We start from the raw sequence: 16,904 nt of genomic DNA on the forward strand, positions 1-16,904 counted from the left end.
GACTATATTCTAACTATGTTCGTGGGGGGTTAATCTATGCATCAAACTCGGTGGGCTTCAGTAGATGAACTTAATATCATTATAGATTACTGGATATACATGGCCAATGAAATGAGCGAAATAGATAATATACCTAAACCTGACAGACAGAAAATTGAAAATACAAGAAATCTCTTCATTCGTGAAACGAAAAAGGGTAATCTGAATTTCAGAGTTGCAGTTGATCAAAAAGATCAGATAATTGCTTGTACAGGTGGATTAATTAGACAGGAATATGCTTTCCCACTCGCAGAAGAACAAACTACTTTTGGTTGGATAATAGCTGTTTATACCTTGAAGCCTTATAGGAATAATGGATTGGCACATAGATTAGTAGAGGAAGTGTGTACTTGGCTAAAAGAAAACGGTGCACATCGAGCAAGGCTATGGTCAAGTTCTAAAGGGATACAAATATATGAAAGTCTTGGCTTCCACTCAATGATTGATTTGGCCAAAACATTACATTAGGTGCACAGAGATTTAGAAGTATTTTTAGTTATTCTATTTAAATCCATTACATAATTAAAATGAACAATACGCATTGATAACTGGTACAAGTTTATTTGGTACTAAATCAGATGACGTTGGTGAATCTGAATAGTTAAATGAAATTTTTCGTTCGCGTCCTAAAGCAGGCAAGCTGCTTTAGGGCGTTTTTAATTTACATTCGTTTATTCGTTGTTTTTTTACTGGTTTGAATTGAAGATCTATAAATGAGTAAAGTTAGTTTTTTTTGCAATGATAAAATTTATCCAAAAAAAGGTTAAAAAAAATAAGTAATTCACTTAACTAAACGCGAATTATGTCGAAAATAGAAAAGAAAAGGAAATTAAATAGATTTAAACTATTATAAATAAAATAATTTTCTTTATTTGAAGAAAGGAGATGGGTTTTAATGATGAAATTCAATAGCATCAAAGGAAAGATTTTAGTTTTTTCCATAGGTTTACTTTTACTCACATTAGCGGTAATCAGTACTATTGTTACCTTGCAAGTAAATAAAAATGCTTATGATGATTATATTAGTAATTCTGATGAACAAATGGGAGTTAGTGCACAAGCGATCGATATTTTTTATGAGCAATTAGATAAAAATATTAACATGTTGGCTACACATCCTACGATTATGGATGTAGATAATAGTGTGACAACCTATCAAGACACGAACGATGAGACACAAATGACCCCTTCACAGAATGGTGGAATTGAGCAAGAAATTTATGAGTTGTTTGAACAGTATGTAATGAATCACGAAAACACTTCTTATGTGTATGTAGGAACAGAGGATGGAAGGTATATTCAATGGCCAGAACAAAGTATCGATGCTGGTTACAATCCTACCGATAGACCTTGGTATCAAGATGCGGTTGAAGCAAATGGAGATATTATTAGAACAGATCCTTATACCTTTAAAGAGCAGATGCTGACAAGTAATGCCCGAACCATTACCGATAGTGAGGGAAATAGGATAGGTGTTATAGGAATAGACGTACAGCAATCAGCTATTAGTGACATGCTTACTCAAATGAAAATGGGGGAAACAGGATATTCGATGATCGTGCATGATTCTGGTGTGATTATGGCAGATGGGGAAAATCCTGATAACAATTTCAAAACGATCGAAGAAGCTGGGCTACAAGAAATTGATCAGATTTTGGTTGATAGTTCAACTCCTATTGAGACAAGCATAGATGGCGAGAAATATGTGTTAAATCCATACGAAGTAGAAGGAACAGACTGGGTATTGGCCTCCTTTATGACGACAGAAGAATTACAATCTAGTGCAACAAAACTGATACTGGTAGTTATTTCTTCTGCGGTAATCTTACTGATTTTAATCTCGTTTGTATTTAACTATATCGCGAATAGTATTACGAAACCAATTAAAAGTGTAACAGCGAAAGTCAACCGCTTTGCTGAGCTAGACTTTACAGCAGATGAAAATGAAAAAGAATTAAAGTATTTAAACAATAAAGATGAAACAGGCGAAATGGTGAGGTCGCTTGGCGTGATGCAAGATAACGTGGCAGAATTTATCAAGAAAACCTCTGATGCTTCTCAACAGGTAGCATCTACTTCAGAAGAATTAACTGCTACCTCGCAGCAATCTGCTACGGCAGCAGATGAAGTGGCAAGAACCATTGAGGAAATTGCAAGAGGAGCTAGTGACCAAGCCAAAGATACAGAGACAGCTGCGGATAATGTAGAAGAATTAGGAAACCTATTAGAACAAGATGGCCAATATATTAAAGAACTTAATACAGCAGCTAATCTGATTGAAAAGCAAAAAGAAGAAGGCTTCGCTATCTTAAAAGCGCTTGTAGCTAAGACAAAAGAAAATAGTGAAACTTCGGATAATGTTTATGAGATTATTATGAATAATAATGAAAGTGCAGAAAAAATTGAACAAGCGAGCACTATGATTCAAAGTATTTCAGAACAAACGAATCTACTCGCATTAAATGCAGCAATTGAAGCATCAAGAGCTGGAGAAGCAGGAAAAGGTTTTGCGGTTGTTGCGGAAGAAATTAGAAAGCTTGCGGATCAGTCGAATAATTTCACTAATGATATTAATAAAGTAATTAATGAATTGAAAAACCAATCACAGCATGCGGTAGATTTTATGCAACAATCTAAACGAGTGGTTGATGAACAGTCTGCAAGTGTAGGAGAAACAGAAGAAAAATTTGTTGGTATAGCAGAAGCAATTGATTCCGTTAAAACAGTGATAGATAAATTAAATCATTCAGCTGAATTGATGGTTGATAATAAAGAAAAGATTGTGGAGCTAACGCAAAACTTAGCAGCAATTTCAGAAGAAAATGCTGCCGGAACTGAACAGGCGTCCGCTTCGATGGAAGAACAAGCTGCAACAATTCAGGAAATTGCGCATTCAGGGGAAAACTTATCTTCGATTGCAGAAGAATTGAAAGGAATCATTGATAAATTTAAAGTTTAAATAGTCAATAGATAACAATGTCATAAAAATACCGAGTAGATTCGAAAACAAATGAATCTAAACTCGGTATTTTTGATTAAAGAAGCCCGTATTTCGTATGAGATTAAGGGTTTATTTCAAGAATTTTTTAACATGCTGCGATGAGAGCCTCATTTGTCGTTGCATTGTTTACTAACTTCTCGTTTAATCCTATCTTTTTTCTGAATCTAGGTTTTGCCACGCTTTTATACCTTTTCTTTTTTTGCGATCGATCTTAAATTCTTTAGGATCACCTCCATTGTATTACAACAGTGGATAAAAAGATTAAGAATATATATTAGAAAGAAGTGGTTATGATGATAATTATCTTTCTATGGTCTAAATGTTCGACGTATTTCTAGTACATGTGAAATAATTGCCCAGTAACCGAAGTTTATTCTATAATGAATAGTGGAATGTTTAGATACATAACTATAAAAGAAAAGGTGGTATCGCTTATGGATTTTGTTACATTAAATAATGGTGTCAAAATGCCACAGCTTGGCTTTGGTGTTTGGCAAGTGAAAAATGATGAAGCAACGAAAGCTGTCTCTAAAGCATTAGAGGTTGGCTATCGCTCCATTGATACAGCAATGATTTATCGAAATGAAGAAGGAGTAGGCAAAGCGTTAAAAGAAACGAATGTTCCACGAGAAGACCTCTTCATTACCACAAAAGTTTGGAATGGGGATCAAGGTTACGAGAATACATTACGTGCTTTTGATGAAAGTTTAGCAAGATTAGGGCTTGATTATGTAGATTTATATCTAATCCATTGGCCAACACCGGAATTTGATGATTATGTTGATACGTATAAGGCAATGGAAAAGTTATACCATGACGGCAAGGTCAAAGCTATTGGTGTTTGTAACTTTGAAATTGAACATTTACAACGCCTGTTAGATGAATGTGACGTAAAACCAGTAGTAAATCAAATCGAATGTCACCCACACCTTGCCCAAAAAGACATCAAAGAATTTGGTGCAAAGCATGACATTTTCGTAGAAGCATGGAGTCCGCTTGAACAAGGTGGAGAAATTCTAAAAGATGACGTTATCACAAAAATCGCAGCCGCGCATAACAAAACAGCTGCACAAGTAGTGCTTCGTTGGCACTTACAAAACGACACAATTGTAATTCCGAAGTCTGTTACACCTTCTCGAATTGAAGAAAACTTTAACGTGTTTGATTTTCAATTATCAGATGAGGAAATGAATCAAATTAATAAACTTAACTTGAATCGCCGTAAAGGACCTCATCCAAATGATATGAATAAACGTTAAGATAGTAAAAATAAAAAGTCTTGTACAACTAGCTCAAGTGTTGTACAAGACTTTTTTGTTTGATTAAATCAGGTAGCTTAATGTTTGGTTGGCTCTATACTAAATGTGGTGTTATCCCTTGATTTATCAAAGGTTCCATCGAAGCAAAAAAACACAGTCAATCCCCTCTCTTTTGTTCCCCTGCGGTTCAGGTGCAAGTATGATGAATAATGTAAGTGTAATAAAAGAGATGATGGAGTGAAAATTGCACCACCACATTTGATAGAGAACCATGTTTGGTTGTTTTTTGTAAGGGAACGGTTCTATGTAATGATTTTTAAGGAGGGATGAAATTGACTATTGATTGGGCAGCTACACAGATGTATAACACGACAATGGCGGTAGTTACAGGGGTAGCGCTTTTGTTAATTATTCAATTTTTGAACAAAATTAAAAAAGGTCAAGTAGAGCAGTTAGAAGGCTGGGCTGTAGGTTTTGGAGCAATGGGATTTATACTTACGTTGACCGGAGCCCATATGACATTGACTTGGCCGTTAGCGGAAGTTGGTTTCCCATTTGATGATATTATTTTCGGTGAACCTACACTTGTCTTAGGTGTGATTTTATTAGGGATTGCAGTACTATTATGGAGAAAAGCAAATACGTACACTAAGGCAGGGGTTAATGACAAAGCAACATTAGCCAAACACTTACAGAAAGATATAGCTTCATTAATGCGACCACTAGCCTGGATCGGTGCAGCCATGGGTGGTGCTTTAATCTCTATAGCTATTGCTGGTATAACATATCAACTTTTTGCAGCGCCACCTGAAGAACCGATATCTGGTGCGTTTGCTGCGTATCCAATGGTAGAAGCTACCTTTATCTCTGGTTTATATGCGATAACAGGTATTGGGGCTATTTGTTTTCCATTTGTTTTAAAAACGCATCAGCTTTTTTCCTCATCTCTCTATAAAATATTGATAATTTGCTGGAAAATCGCTGGTTATGTATTTGTTCTATTTGGTATTATGAATTTCTTTACGCATATTGGCTTAATTGTTAATACAATGTAATCAAGTGTATTGATAAGAACACATGCTTTTGAGTATGTGTTCTTTTTATTGATTAACGATAAATTTGAGTGTAAAATATACTTATCGAAGGACGGTGATAGGTTATATGAGTAATTGGAGAATAAATTTTTTGAAAGGTATTGTGTATTTACTTGGATTCACGGTGTTATGTCTAAGTATTTTTGCATTACCCCCGTTAGGGCGGAGTCTAGCCATAACGTATCCAGAATATGCGTACTTACAGTTCCCGGTTCTATTTGGGGTGTATGCAACAGTGATTCCATTTTTCTTTGCATTAGTTCAAACGATTGTACTACTTAATAAAACGAAAGATAATCAAGTGTTTTCTCCTCCTATCTTAAAAGCGTTAGCAGCCATTAAATATAGTGCTGGTATCATTAGTGGAATGTATTTGATTGGGATGATATTTTTGTTCACCCAACAAGCACTCCATCCAAGTCTTTTAATTTTAGGTGTAGCGATTGTTTTAATATCCATTATCATCGCTGTTTTTACAGGGGTGTTACAAGAATTATTAAAGAAAATGATTATGATTAAATCAGAAAATGATCTTACAGTCTGAGGTGAGCAGGTGGCAATTAGAGTGAATATTGATGTGATGTTAGCCAAGCGAAAAATGAGTGTAACCGAATTATCGGAAAGAGTCGGGATTACAATGGCTAATCTTTCCATACTGAAGAATGAAAAAGCAAAAGCAATCCGCTTCTCTACATTAGAGGGAATTTGTAAAGCCTTGGATTGTCAACCAGGGGATATTTTAGAATACACAAATGAAAAAGAATAAAAATAGATAATCGAACAGTGTCTACCGTATGAATAAAAACTACGGAGGTTTACCGAATGTACAGTACTATCCATACACTTATCCAACCATATATATAAAACTGTCATCAACAAAAGATGACAGTTTTTTTATATATGGTAGAATTTTGATATGATATAATGCATTATGATGGTTAGAAGGAGAGGTTATATGTCTGATTACCCAAATTATCGTAATAGTGTAGAACTTATTTTAATACATAAAGGGAAAGTATTGTTGACCAAAAGATCAGAGCAAGCGATTGTAGCGCCTGGGGTGTGGAATGTGCCGGCAGGAAAAGTGAAATATGATGAAATCCCAACAGAGGCAGTCTACCGTGAGGCAAAAGAAGAAACGAATTTAGATGTTGAAATTATCGAAGAGCTAGCTGTTCGAAATTTAACAAGTACAACAGCAACTGGCGAACCAATTTATCGTGTTTTATTTACTTATCTAGTAAAAGCAAAGCATGATGATCTTTCTTCTTTTCAGTTAAATGAAGAACACACCACATACGCTTGGGTTGGAGCAGAAGAATTAGAATCAGAAACATATGCCACATTGCAAACCAGTTTAAAAGAGATTCTAGTAGAAAAAGCGTTTCACATACAAGCAAATACTGAAATTGGCGGTCTTAATCACCTACTTTTTTCGGTGTCTGATTTAGAACAATCCATTTCATTCTACCAATCTGTGTTTCAAGCAAATTTATTAGTGAAAGGAAAGTCGCTTGCTTATTTTGATCTAAATGGAATTTGGTTAGCGTTAAATGAAGAAAAAGATATCCCACGAAATGAGATACAAAAATCGTATACACACATTGCTTTCACCATTACTGAAGATTCCTTGTCTGCCCTCTATCAACGCTTACAATATTTAGGTGTTGATATATTGCCAGGTCGGAAAAGAAAGGAGCAAGATAAGCATTCAATCTATTTTACGGATCCGGATGGACATAAATTTGAATTTCATACCGGTACATTAGCGGATAGACTAAACTATTATCAAACAGAAAAACCACACATGACTTTTTATAAAAATATAAAATGATATAGTTCTAGGGGGGGATTTAAATGCGATTTTCTTTAATCGTAAGAGAAGTGTGTAAACCTTTAATTTTAATTTTTGGAATATTCATAATTAGCTTACTTCCAGTGTTTATTACAATGAATGGGTTCGCTTGGCCAGGTATCAATCCATTATCAGACTTGTTGTACACGGTTTTTCACCCGTCAACGCTAACCTATACGAATCCAACATCTGGTGTGGAACGAACTGTGTTTCCAATTATTTTCACTGCTTTTAAAAGTTCAATTATAGTATTAAGTATGGCTTTACTTTTTTCTTTTGTTGTTGCTCTAGTTGGAGCAATTATTGTTTATCAATTGCCAAAGAAAGCTATAAATCCAATAAAACTGATGTTATCATGCATGCAGAGTATTCCCGATGTCGTATATGTGATTTTTTCCTATATGTGTTTAATTTTCAGCTATCGTTTAACTGGTAGAAATTTCTTCAATATAACCGGAGCAGGTGAAGAAGAGGCCATTGTTGTTCCGAGTGTGGTACTTGCTATCTTGCCAACCATCTACTTTTTTCAATATATGCTAGAGTTAATGGAAGAGGAGGAAAAAACAGCTTACTTTGAGTTTGCGGTAAGCAAAGGGTTCAAAAAATATTACATACTAGTGAAACATGTGATTTGCAATATGCTCGTCCGATTAGCCCATCAAGGGAAATTTTTGTTTGGGATAATGATTACAAATTTGTTTATTGTTGAATATTTATATGGGAATTTTGGTTTAACCTCTTTTTTATTTGCATACAGAGAACCTTCGTTATTTTTTGTTAGTGCTTTGTTGTTTTTTATACCAGTTTATCTATTTTTAAAAATTATCCAATTGGTGATCTATCTAACCACTCACCAGGAGGTGGAAGTGTGATTCGTTCGTTAATGAAAAAGCCAACGTTTATACTTGGATCGCTTTATATTGGTTTTATGCTACTCACGAGCTTTATCCATCAGTTTGTGTTTCATTCATATACAGAACAAACCAAATACTTAAAAGATAGTGAAGGTTTGCTGATTGCAGCTCCTCCGTTTGCCCCTTTTGAGAACACCTTGTTAGGGACAGACCCAGAAGGAAATCATCCGATTTATCTTGTAATGATGGGAGCAAAGTACACGATATTAGGTGCGATAGCTATCGCAGCGATTAGTCTGGTTTGTGCATTTTTAATTGGAGTTGTATTAGGATTTAATCAAGATAAAAAATGGCAACTAATTGAACAACTTTTTGGTGTGTTTTATTTTATCCCAGCGTCCATTATTGCTTATAATCTTTTAAAACCTATTCTATGGGAACCTGAAGGGGGATTTACTACCTCGCTGATGTATCGAATCACATTTGAAGTTATCCTTATTAGTATATTACTAATGCCACCAGCAATTATATTTATATCCAATGAAACAGACGCCATTTTAAAAAAAGATTTCATTGTTTCCAGTAAAGTACTTGGTGCAAGTAAATTTCATTTGTTTACAAAACATGTGTGGCCAGAACTTCGTTTTTATCTTGTTCAATTATCAAATCAACTGATGATACAAGCAATATTAATTATGACTCATTTAGGTGTCTTTCAATTGTTTTTTGGTGGAACACATGTAACATACAGTCTATTTACTGATCCCCCTGTTCCAATTGTATACGATTGGGCATCTATTATTGGCAACTATTTTCGTTATTTACAAACTAATGCACCATGGCTTGTTTATGTTCCTTTGATCTTGTTAATTCTTTTTATCCTATCTGTTCTAGGGATTACTAGAGGTATCAAACAGGTGATGAAGTTTAACTATGATAAAAATAATTTATAACGTGTAAAACTTGCTTTTAGGTAGCATAAGTAGCGCAAAAGCTAAAACTTCATTATACTTATTAGTGAATGCTACATAGAAATAAGGAGCTTTTACATGATTCAAACGATAAAGAAAGTAATTTATATATTTTTCGGGTTTATCTTTATGGGCATCGGTGTTATGGGGATTATTTTTCCGCTTCTACCAGGTATGCCTTTCCTTATTATCGCTTCTATTTGTTTTTTTAGAGGTTCAGAACGGTTAGATAATTGGTTTAAACACACCTCCCTTTATACGAAAGAGGTTGAACCTTTCTTACGAGATCGAGCGCTAACGCTCAAAAAGAAAATAAGCATTAATATCATCGCTGATGCCATGATCTTAATTTCGATAGTAATTGTTGATTATTGGTGGTTAAGAATTTTGTTAATTCTTATTGCGTTGTTTAAGCATTACTATTTTATTTTTCATATTCGGACCATTAAACAATAAAGCATATTTTGTCAGATGGTTCAGGATAGCTAGAAACAGTTATTAGAGGATGCGGTTTTATTTTTGTTTATTTGACGCTTGGGAGGAAAAAAGTTTGCTAATTAATGCTTATAAGTATCATGTACAGGGTACCGAAATCAGTATTCGATCTGCTGTCGAAGCGGATGCTAAATCATTGGCTAAAGTAAGAGTGGAAATAGATGGAGAAACAGAGTATTTGGATCGAGAAGCAGGAGAAGATTATATAGATGAACAAGGTTTTCGACAATTAATAAAGGACGATCAAGTTAAATTGAATCATCTTTTTTTGGTTGCAGAGATCAGTGGAACTATTGTTGGGTTTTCAAGGTGTGACGGAAATTCATTGAAACGAACGGCTCATAAGGTATCGTTTGGTGTTTGTGTTTTGCAAGCTTTTTGGGGGCTTGGGATTGGTCAACAGTTACTAGAACAATCCGTCCAGTGGGCGGATGCAAATGGAATAATGAAGATGGTGCTGCAAGTTTTAGAAGTAAATAGGAAAGCATTGAATATCTATCAAAAGTATGGGTTTAAAGTAGAAGGCATACTTGAACGAGATAAATATTTGGCAGATGGAAAGTATTATAACACCTTGGTAATGGCTAGATTTAGAGAGCCCCATTCATGTAATAGTGGACGCTAGTAGAGGTGAACGTGGTCGAGAGGAAGAACCTCTATGTCAAGCATGAATTCTTATGCTAGACTCGTGGCTGCTCCATTATCTTTATGTGTAACAGCTGAAAATGGTGTGGTAGATAAAGTGGTTATGAACTTATACGTTCAACAAACACTGCCTTTTGGCCATATTATTAATAATCGACTTACTATTTAGTATCAAGTTCAATTAATTTATTTTCCAATATGAAAGTTATATAATAGACATATAGAAAAATTGTTGGACATATAATTTAGGAGGTTTTTCGCATGGCAAAAGTTGCAATTGTGACAGGTGGAGGTAGTGGTTTAGGACAAGCTACAGCAGTAAGATTAGCACAACAAGGTGTCAACATTTCTATCGTTGATGTAAGTGAAAAAGGCGGAAATGAAACTGTTGATTTAGTAAAAGAAGCTGGTGCAGATGCAATTTTTATTCAAGCAGATGTTTCTAAAGCGGAAGAAGTTAAAAACTATGTAGATAGAACCGTTGAGGCATTTGGTACAATTGATTATTTCTTTAATAATGCTGGTATTTCTGGTAGCGGTGGATATTATTTAGATACCGATATCAAAGAAATTGAACAAATTGTTGGTATTAACTTATTAGGTGCATTATATGGTGTTCGGTATGTCGCTGAAGTAATGATCAAAAATGGTGGAGGATCCATCGTAAATACTTCATCTAGTGCCGGCGTTATTGGACAAGATTCTGTTGTTACCTATTCTGCAACCAAACACGGTATTGTTGGACTTACGAAAAGTTTAGTAGCCGAGTATGCAAAAGATGGCTTGCGTGTTAACGCAGTAGCACCAGGTCCTACAGAAACACCAATGGTTAAAGCTTTTTATGAAGCTAATCCTAAGATGAAAGAAAACGCAACTGGAGGAATACCACAAAAACGTCTAGGTACCCCAGAAGAAGTAGCTGAATTAGTAACCTTTTTATTAACATCTAATGCAGATTACATTAATGGTGAAGTAATCCGCATTGATGGTGGCTTTACGAACACAAAATAATAGGATTGAATCTTGAACGCACCATCTGTCTTAAGGATAGATGGTGTTTTTTTCTTCCCTTTTACTAGGCAACTACATATGATAAACAGAAACTTAATGTAAAGGGAGGAATTAACGATGTATTATTATCCTTGTTGCTATTCAAATCAATGGATGCCACCAATGTCTGCGCAATATTACTATGCGAATACGAGCCCAATGTATTATGCAAATAATCAACATTCAATGGGGCGCGATTATGGTGGGATGCCTTATGTGATTAATATTGAGGAAGCTACAAAACAAAACACAACTTACCGTACAGCTATTTGGACGGGAACTTATTTGCAAGTTACATTAATGTGTATTGGAGTGGGAGAAGATATTGGTTTAGAAACACATCCAAAGACAGATCAATTTTTAAGAATTGAAGAAGGGCAAGGCCTAGCTTTAATGGGGGACGATCGGAACAACCTAAACTTCAGAAGATATGTAACAGATGGCGAGGCGATTATGATTCCTGCTGGTAAGTGGCACAACCTAGTAAATACAGGCGATTGTCCACTGAAATTATATTCCATTTATGCACCACCCGAGCATCCATTTGGTACGGTTCATCCAACGAAAGAAATCGCAATGAGTTCTGAAAATACTCATTAGATCAATAAGATAGATATATATGCACTACGTGTTTCAATCCATAAATACGTAGTGTATCATTACATAAAGATGAAGCGACAAAACTCGGGTGGTGTTAGGCACCCTTAAAAAAGGTGTGTAAGTAATGAAGATAGAAAATTCGAAGGCATCTAACTGGTACAAACAAGCAGAAGATAAAGCAAATCAATACTTTCAAACCCTGCTTTCTTATCTGAAAAACAATAAAAGTACAACCATTTTATATAAAGAAATACTAATGTGGAAACGAAGCCATCGTGCTATTTTAGGTGCCATGTATCCTGGCTATGATAAACGTCTAGTAAATGATAAAGGTTACCTTAGCTGGTTAGCTAATAAAGGGAAATTAGATCGTTATTTGGAGCGGAGTATTTCCTATATTTACTTACGTGATTTAGGAAAAAATTTAAGCGATAAAGAAACAAAAGAGCGCATTACACATGAAAAACAAAAACTAAAGCATTCCATTGAACAAGGGGATTCGATTATTGATCAATTTCGTTTAAGTGCTATCTATCGTTGGGCCCAAAAAGAAGCAGTCGAAGAGGCGCTTATCTGGGTATGGAATAAAGTAAATACCATTACTGATGCACTGCCTAAAGCTTTCGATGCAGCTCATGCGAAACGCAAATTAATTAAAACCATTGCCGGCGTTGTCATGCAGGCGTTAGATGATTTGCCAAATGATAGTACCAAGGGCGAACGTACCAAACAAGTAGATAAAGCAATTCGTTTGGGCTATGCCTATGGAATTACCTATCCATTCATTGATGATTTACTAGATTCAGATCTATTGTCTAGTAGTGAACAAGAAACGTTTTCTATGATGATTGAAACAGCCATTATCAATCAAGCAGCGCCGAGGTGGACAAAGTGGCAGGGAAACAATCAACAATTCATGGAACTTGTACAACATGAACTGTCGGCTGCAATTGCATCTATTGCTGAAAAACACCAGAAAGAAACTAAAGATCAATTTTTTGAACAAGCCTATGTGTTTTTTAAATCACAAGAGTTGGATCGAGCAAAAACATTACAAAATACAGAGTATACGAATGAAGCTATTTATTTACCTGTAATAGTAAAATCAGCTTCTTCGAGGTTAATAGTAAGAGGTGTATTGGGGAATGCGAAAGATCATTCTTCCAATGAGCGCATGTTTTACTATGGAATCTATAATCAGTTATCCGATGATTTTGCTGATCTGTTTGATGATATGGAAGCAGGAGCTGTCACCCCTTATACTTATTATTTAACATATAAAGACCAACGTCCTGACTTAATTAATCCATTTGAGCTTTATTGGACGGTAATTACTTACCTTATTCATCATGTATATCAAGCAGATGAGCAGGCTAAAGAGGTCATATTAGCTCGAGCCATTAATGGATTAAGGCGTTTTAAAGCAAAACACGGGAAGAAAAAATACCAACAGATAATGCATGAATTAAAATTTGGAGATAACAAGCTTCAGCGTCTCATACAGCAAATGGTTGAAAAAGCAACAGATGTTGATTTTCTTGATAAAAGGTTACGTGATGACATGTCTCAATCTTTCCGACAAGAACAACAAGAAAAGGCGGATATAACACGTGAAATAAAGCGACTTCGGCAAGAAATCAACGAACTACTATATTTCTCGAATAATAAACAGGTAAATGATTCAGCAGAAAAAATAACGGATGCAGCTAATTATAGTTTACAAGGAAGCGGCAAAAGATTACGTCCAATCATGTCATGGATGGTCGCAGAAAAGGTATATCATTTTGATAAAGATGCCATTACACCATTATTAAAATCATTGGAATTGATGCATACAGCGTCTTTGATATTTGATGATTTACCAGCACAGGATAACGCAACTATTCGAAGGGGGCGCCCTACTTTACACGAAGTATATAATACGGCCTTAGCTGAATTAACTGGTTTATTTTTAACACAGCAAGCTACATATGAACAGGCTTCACTAAAAAAATTCGATCCCGAAAAAGTGCTTGAATTGATTCGCTATGCGTCACATATTACAGCTGAAATGTGCAAAGGGCAGGCAATGGATCTGGCTTCTAAAGAAACAGAACAAACAGTAGCACAGCTAGAAACGATGTGTTACTACAAAACTGGAATGGGATTTGAAGCTTCATTGTTAATGCCAGCAATATTAGCCGGCATTAATACGAATGAGAAGCAACAGCTTATTGATTTTGCCTATCATGCAGGAATTGCATTTCAAATGAAAGATGATTTATTGGATGTCGAAGGGGATGCTACCACGCTAGGTAAATCGAGTGGTATGGATCAAGTTAATAATCGCTCTACGTTTGTGTCGCTATTAGGTAAAACTGGCGCACGAAAAAAGATGTGGGAACATTATTGTGATGCGGAAGAAGCGCTAATGCAATTGCCTGAGGCATATCACTTTCTGCATTACATACTTCTCTATTTGATAAAACGGGTGAATTAATTAGATGAAAATAACAAATAAGGCATGCTGTTTTACGAAAAAACGGCATGTTTGTTTATTTTGAGAGGCGTTAGGTACTACAATCTGTTTAATAAAGTATTAATGTTAAGGACTAATGAAGTAATTATGTATATTTTGTAAAATACACCAAATTATTTTGTTTTTGTGTTGTAATAATATAAGCGGTATATTGAATTAGGGTTACCATCAGGTTTGGTGAATTTTATAAAATTAATGGGAGAAAGCGTCCTTGTAAATATTGAAGGAAAAATAACCTTAACAGCGCATTAACTGTTTTTTCGTTGAATTGTAAAATAAGATGGGAGGTTTTTATAATGACAAGAACAAAAATTTATGCACATCGAGGGGATAAGGGCAATTATCCAGAAAATACTTTACTTAGTTTTCGCAAAGCAGTCGAAGAAGGTGTTGATGGTATTGAATTAGACGTTCATCTAACCAAAGATAATCAATTGGTTATCATTCATGATGAAACATTAGAACGTACTACCAATGGTTCAGGTTTCGTTAAAAATTATACTTTATCTGAATTACAACAATTTCAAGCAAATACAGCAGATCTTCAAGACTTTTCTGATGAATTACATATCCCAACACTTAGGGAAGTATTGGAGTTATTAAAACCTTATCCGACGGAATTAAATATCGAATTGAAAACAAATGAATTTACGTATGAAGGAATAGAACGGCTTGTATTGGAAACGGTAAAACGATATGGAAAAGGGAGGAAAGTCGTTTATTCATCATTTCATCTTCCTAGTCTAATCAGAATCAAAGCAATGGATGATTCTGCTCTGATTGCATGGCTTGTTCTTCAGAAAATACCGCATCCAGTTGATTACATTGAAACATTTAACTTAGAAGCTATTCATTTACACTATGCTATTTTTTTAGAGGATATCACTTATTGGAAAGAAGTTTTACCTCAGTTACGCCTTTGGACAGTGAATGATGAACAAGCGCTAAAAAAGTTAATTACATTATGTCCGGCTGCTATTATTACAGATCTCCCAGATATTGCTTTGAAAATGCAAAATCCCAAAAATGATTCTCTTCAATGCAATAATAGCTTGTCCAAACCATATTTACTTTAATGCAAGAAAAAAAGGACGCTAGCATGGAAAGCTTAGCGTCCTTTTTGCTATCAAGCCGATTGTGCTTGTTCTGCATTATTTTTTTCAAGTCCTTGAATACTAACATGCATTATGATGGAAGTACCTAGTGCTACAAATAATAATGCTGCAAACACATAGAAGGTAATATTGTAACTTTGAAGCGCATCATTTAATGTTGCAACAAGCATCGGTCCAAATATTCCTGCACAAGACCATGCTGTTAATAAATATCCGTGAATGGCGCCAAGTTGTTTTGTACCAAATAAATCACCAATAAAGGCAGGTAAACAGGCAAACCCTCCACCATACATTGACAATATAATAAAGATAAAAATTTGGAACAATAACGGATTATTTATGTTAGGAAGCAATAGGAATAGGATGAATTGTACACCGAAAAATAAGGTAAAAACATTACTTCGTCCCATATAGTCTGAAATGGATGACCACATAATTCTTCCAAAACCATTGAATAATCCCATGATCCCAACCATAGAGGCCGCAGCAACCGCAGACATGCCGACTTTATCTTGAGCAAGCGGAGAAGCAAACGAAATAAGCATAATCCCTGCTGAAATATTGATAAACATCATCACCCAAAGCAACCAAAAACGATTAGTTTTTAACGCTTCATTTGCAGTTAGTTGCGCTAAATCCGCTGGTATTTTTCGCTTATTCGTTTGTGATTGTTCACTCATAACAGCTGGTTTCCACTCTTCAGGTGGACGGACAATATATAAAGCGCCCGCAAGCATTAATAATAAGTAGGCAATTCCAAGTGCAAGAAAGGTTGCTGATAGGCCGATGTTATTGATTAACTTTGCAATAACTGGGCTGGCAATTAACGAGCCTGCGCCAAATCCTAACACAGCCATACCAGTTGCAAGCCCTCTGCGATCAGGGAACCATTTTACTAATGTAGAAACAGGTGCAATATAACCTATTCCTAAACCGATTCCACCAATTACACCGTACGTTAAATAATATAAGGCAAGTGATTCTAAGGTAATAGCCAAACTAGAACCGAGCAGACCTGCTGAGAAGAGTACAGCAGCCAGGATGGCAGATTTTCTTGGACCCCATTTTTCAACTAACCTGCCTAAACTAGCGGCAGAAAGACCTAAAAATGCAATGGCAATGGTAAAAGAGAGGGTTACTTCTTTGCTGTTCCAGCCCAACATATCGGACATCGGATTTTTAAAAACACTATACGCATAGACCGAACCAATGGATAAATGAATAGCAATAGCAGACAGAGCAATAAGCCAACGATTTTTGTTCATAATAACCTCCTGAAATAGACGATGTATTTTATACACTAACTATAACAAAAAGTTAAATTTGTTAAAACGAATATTTGTTTAAATAAATAAATAATTGTTCGTTTTTTGTTTATTTTTATAGGAAGTCGGCTATTTTTTATTGA

Annotated in this window: 17 protein-coding genes and 1 pseudogene; 17 read left to right on the top strand and 1 reads right to left on the bottom strand. The window is 35.3% G+C overall.

The features are described 5' to 3' along the window. The first annotated feature begins 36 nt into the window (after positions 1-36). The 17 genes and pseudogenes from DES48_RS11280 to DES48_RS11350 all read left to right on the top strand — a co-directional run bounded on the left by DES48_RS11280 (position 37) and on the right by DES48_RS11350 (position 15,457). On the top strand, positions 37-507 hold the full coding sequence (locus DES48_RS11280; protein ID WP_245911420.1) for a GNAT family N-acetyltransferase: 471 nt from the start codon (positions 37-39) through the stop codon (positions 505-507). Positions 508-934: 427 nt separating this feature from the next. Then, on the top strand, positions 935-2,998 hold the full coding sequence (locus DES48_RS11285) for a methyl-accepting chemotaxis protein (protein ID WP_113869280.1): 2,064 nt from the start codon (positions 935-937) through the stop codon (positions 2,996-2,998). Positions 2,999-3,474: 476 nt separating this feature from the next. Continuing rightward, on the top strand, positions 3,475-4,299 hold the full coding sequence (locus DES48_RS11290) for an aldo/keto reductase (protein WP_113869282.1): 825 nt from the start codon (positions 3,475-3,477) through the stop codon (positions 4,297-4,299). A 326-nt stretch (positions 4,300-4,625) separates the two neighbouring features. Further along, positions 4,626-5,354: a DUF981 family protein gene (locus DES48_RS11295; protein WP_245911422.1), complete on the top strand. Its 729-nt coding sequence runs from the start codon at positions 4,626-4,628 to the stop codon at positions 5,352-5,354. Between the two features lie 130 nt (positions 5,355-5,484). Further along, entirely contained in the window at positions 5,485-5,937 is a 453-nt protein-coding gene (locus tag DES48_RS11300) for a DUF2975 domain-containing protein (RefSeq protein ID WP_245911423.1), read from the top strand. A gap of 9 nt (positions 5,938-5,946) precedes the next feature. After that, positions 5,947-6,159 carry a helix-turn-helix domain-containing protein gene (locus tag DES48_RS11305; RefSeq protein ID WP_113869286.1) on the top strand — a complete coding sequence of 71 codons (213 nt, stop codon included), beginning with the start codon at positions 5,947-5,949 and terminating at the stop codon, positions 6,157-6,159. A 189-nt stretch (positions 6,160-6,348) separates the two neighbouring features. Continuing rightward, a pseudogene (locus DES48_RS16215) lies at positions 6,349-6,711 on the top strand (NUDIX domain-containing protein); the annotation flags it as partial. A gap of 90 nt (positions 6,712-6,801) precedes the next feature. Beyond that, the gene (gene fosB / locus DES48_RS16220; protein ID WP_170126211.1) at positions 6,802-7,227 is read left to right on the top strand and encodes a metallothiol transferase FosB; all 426 of its coding nucleotides are present in this window, start codon (positions 6,802-6,804) and stop codon (positions 7,225-7,227) included. A gap of 23 nt (positions 7,228-7,250) precedes the next feature. Then, positions 7,251-8,120: an ABC transporter permease subunit gene (locus tag DES48_RS11315; RefSeq protein ID WP_113869290.1), complete on the top strand. Its 870-nt coding sequence runs from the start codon at positions 7,251-7,253 to the stop codon at positions 8,118-8,120. Continuing rightward, the gene (locus tag DES48_RS11320) at positions 8,117-9,055 is read left to right on the top strand and encodes an ABC transporter permease subunit (RefSeq protein WP_113869292.1); all 939 of its coding nucleotides are present in this window, start codon (positions 8,117-8,119) and stop codon (positions 9,053-9,055) included. The genes DES48_RS11315 and DES48_RS11320 overlap by 4 nt, the downstream gene beginning before the upstream one ends. 96 nt (positions 9,056-9,151) lie before the next feature. After that, positions 9,152-9,529 carry a YbaN family protein gene (locus DES48_RS11325; RefSeq protein WP_113869294.1) on the top strand — a complete coding sequence of 126 codons (378 nt, stop codon included), beginning with the start codon at positions 9,152-9,154 and terminating at the stop codon, positions 9,527-9,529. Between the two features lie 94 nt (positions 9,530-9,623). Next, a complete protein-coding gene (locus DES48_RS11330) occupies positions 9,624-10,193 on the top strand; it encodes a GNAT family N-acetyltransferase (RefSeq protein WP_113869296.1) in 570 nt (189 codons plus the stop codon). Positions 10,194-10,226: 33 nt separating this feature from the next. Beyond that, entirely contained in the window at positions 10,227-10,382 is a 156-nt protein-coding gene (locus tag DES48_RS15935) for a hypothetical protein (RefSeq protein ID WP_170126206.1), read from the top strand. A gap of 92 nt (positions 10,383-10,474) precedes the next feature. Continuing rightward, positions 10,475-11,224 carry an SDR family NAD(P)-dependent oxidoreductase gene (locus tag DES48_RS11335; RefSeq protein WP_079708763.1) on the top strand — a complete coding sequence of 250 codons (750 nt, stop codon included), beginning with the start codon at positions 10,475-10,477 and terminating at the stop codon, positions 11,222-11,224. Positions 11,225-11,341: 117 nt separating this feature from the next. Beyond that, positions 11,342-11,863 carry a cupin domain-containing protein gene (locus DES48_RS11340; protein WP_113869298.1) on the top strand — a complete coding sequence of 174 codons (522 nt, stop codon included), beginning with the start codon at positions 11,342-11,344 and terminating at the stop codon, positions 11,861-11,863. Between the two features lie 124 nt (positions 11,864-11,987). Next, positions 11,988-14,342, top strand: a complete 2,355-nt coding sequence (locus tag DES48_RS11345; protein ID WP_113869300.1) for a polyprenyl synthetase family protein — start codon at positions 11,988-11,990, stop codon at positions 14,340-14,342. Between the two features lie 335 nt (positions 14,343-14,677). Next, positions 14,678-15,457 (top strand): glycerophosphodiester phosphodiesterase, encoded by a 780-nt coding sequence (locus DES48_RS11350; RefSeq protein WP_113869302.1) that lies wholly within the window; start codon positions 14,678-14,680, stop codon positions 15,455-15,457. A gap of 50 nt (positions 15,458-15,507) precedes the next feature. Here DES48_RS11350 and DES48_RS11355 read toward each other — a convergent pair whose 3' ends face one another. Beyond that, positions 15,508-16,761: an L-lactate MFS transporter gene (locus DES48_RS11355; RefSeq protein ID WP_211318491.1), complete on the bottom strand. Its 1,254-nt coding sequence runs from the start codon at positions 16,759-16,761 to the stop codon at positions 15,508-15,510. Positions 16,762-16,904: the final 143 nt, after the last annotated feature.

This window comes from Paraliobacillus ryukyuensis (assembly GCF_003315295.1).
GTDB classification, from domain to species: domain Bacteria; phylum Bacillota; class Bacilli; order Bacillales; family Amphibacillaceae; genus Paraliobacillus; species Paraliobacillus ryukyuensis.

Bases quoted from the DNA above. Each gene is read 5' to 3' on its own strand.
- DES48_RS11280 (WP_245911420.1), top strand. From the start codon at position 37: ATGCATCAAACTCGGTGGGCTTCAGTAGATGAACTTAATATCATTATA.
- DES48_RS11285 (WP_113869280.1), top strand. From the start codon at position 935: ATGATGAAATTCAATAGCATCAAAGGAAAGATTTTAGTTTTTTCCATA.
- DES48_RS11290 (WP_113869282.1), top strand. From the start codon at position 3,475: ATGGATTTTGTTACATTAAATAATGGTGTCAAAATGCCACAGCTTGGC.
- DES48_RS11295 (WP_245911422.1), top strand. From the start codon at position 4,626: ATGAAATTGACTATTGATTGGGCAGCTACACAGATGTATAACACGACA.
- DES48_RS11315 (WP_113869290.1), top strand. From the start codon at position 7,251: ATGCGATTTTCTTTAATCGTAAGAGAAGTGTGTAAACCTTTAATTTTA.
- DES48_RS11325 (WP_113869294.1), top strand. From the start codon at position 9,152: ATGATTCAAACGATAAAGAAAGTAATTTATATATTTTTCGGGTTTATC.
- DES48_RS15935 (WP_170126206.1), top strand. From the start codon at position 10,227: ATGTCAAGCATGAATTCTTATGCTAGACTCGTGGCTGCTCCATTATCT.
- DES48_RS11335 (WP_079708763.1), top strand. From the start codon at position 10,475: ATGGCAAAAGTTGCAATTGTGACAGGTGGAGGTAGTGGTTTAGGACAA.
- DES48_RS11340 (WP_113869298.1), top strand. From the start codon at position 11,342: ATGTATTATTATCCTTGTTGCTATTCAAATCAATGGATGCCACCAATG.
- DES48_RS11345 (WP_113869300.1), top strand. From the start codon at position 11,988: ATGAAGATAGAAAATTCGAAGGCATCTAACTGGTACAAACAAGCAGAA.
- DES48_RS11350 (WP_113869302.1), top strand. From the start codon at position 14,678: ATGACAAGAACAAAAATTTATGCACATCGAGGGGATAAGGGCAATTAT.
- DES48_RS11355 (WP_211318491.1), bottom strand. From the start codon at position 16,761: ATGAACAAAAATCGTTGGCTTATTGCTCTGTCTGCTATTGCTATTCAT.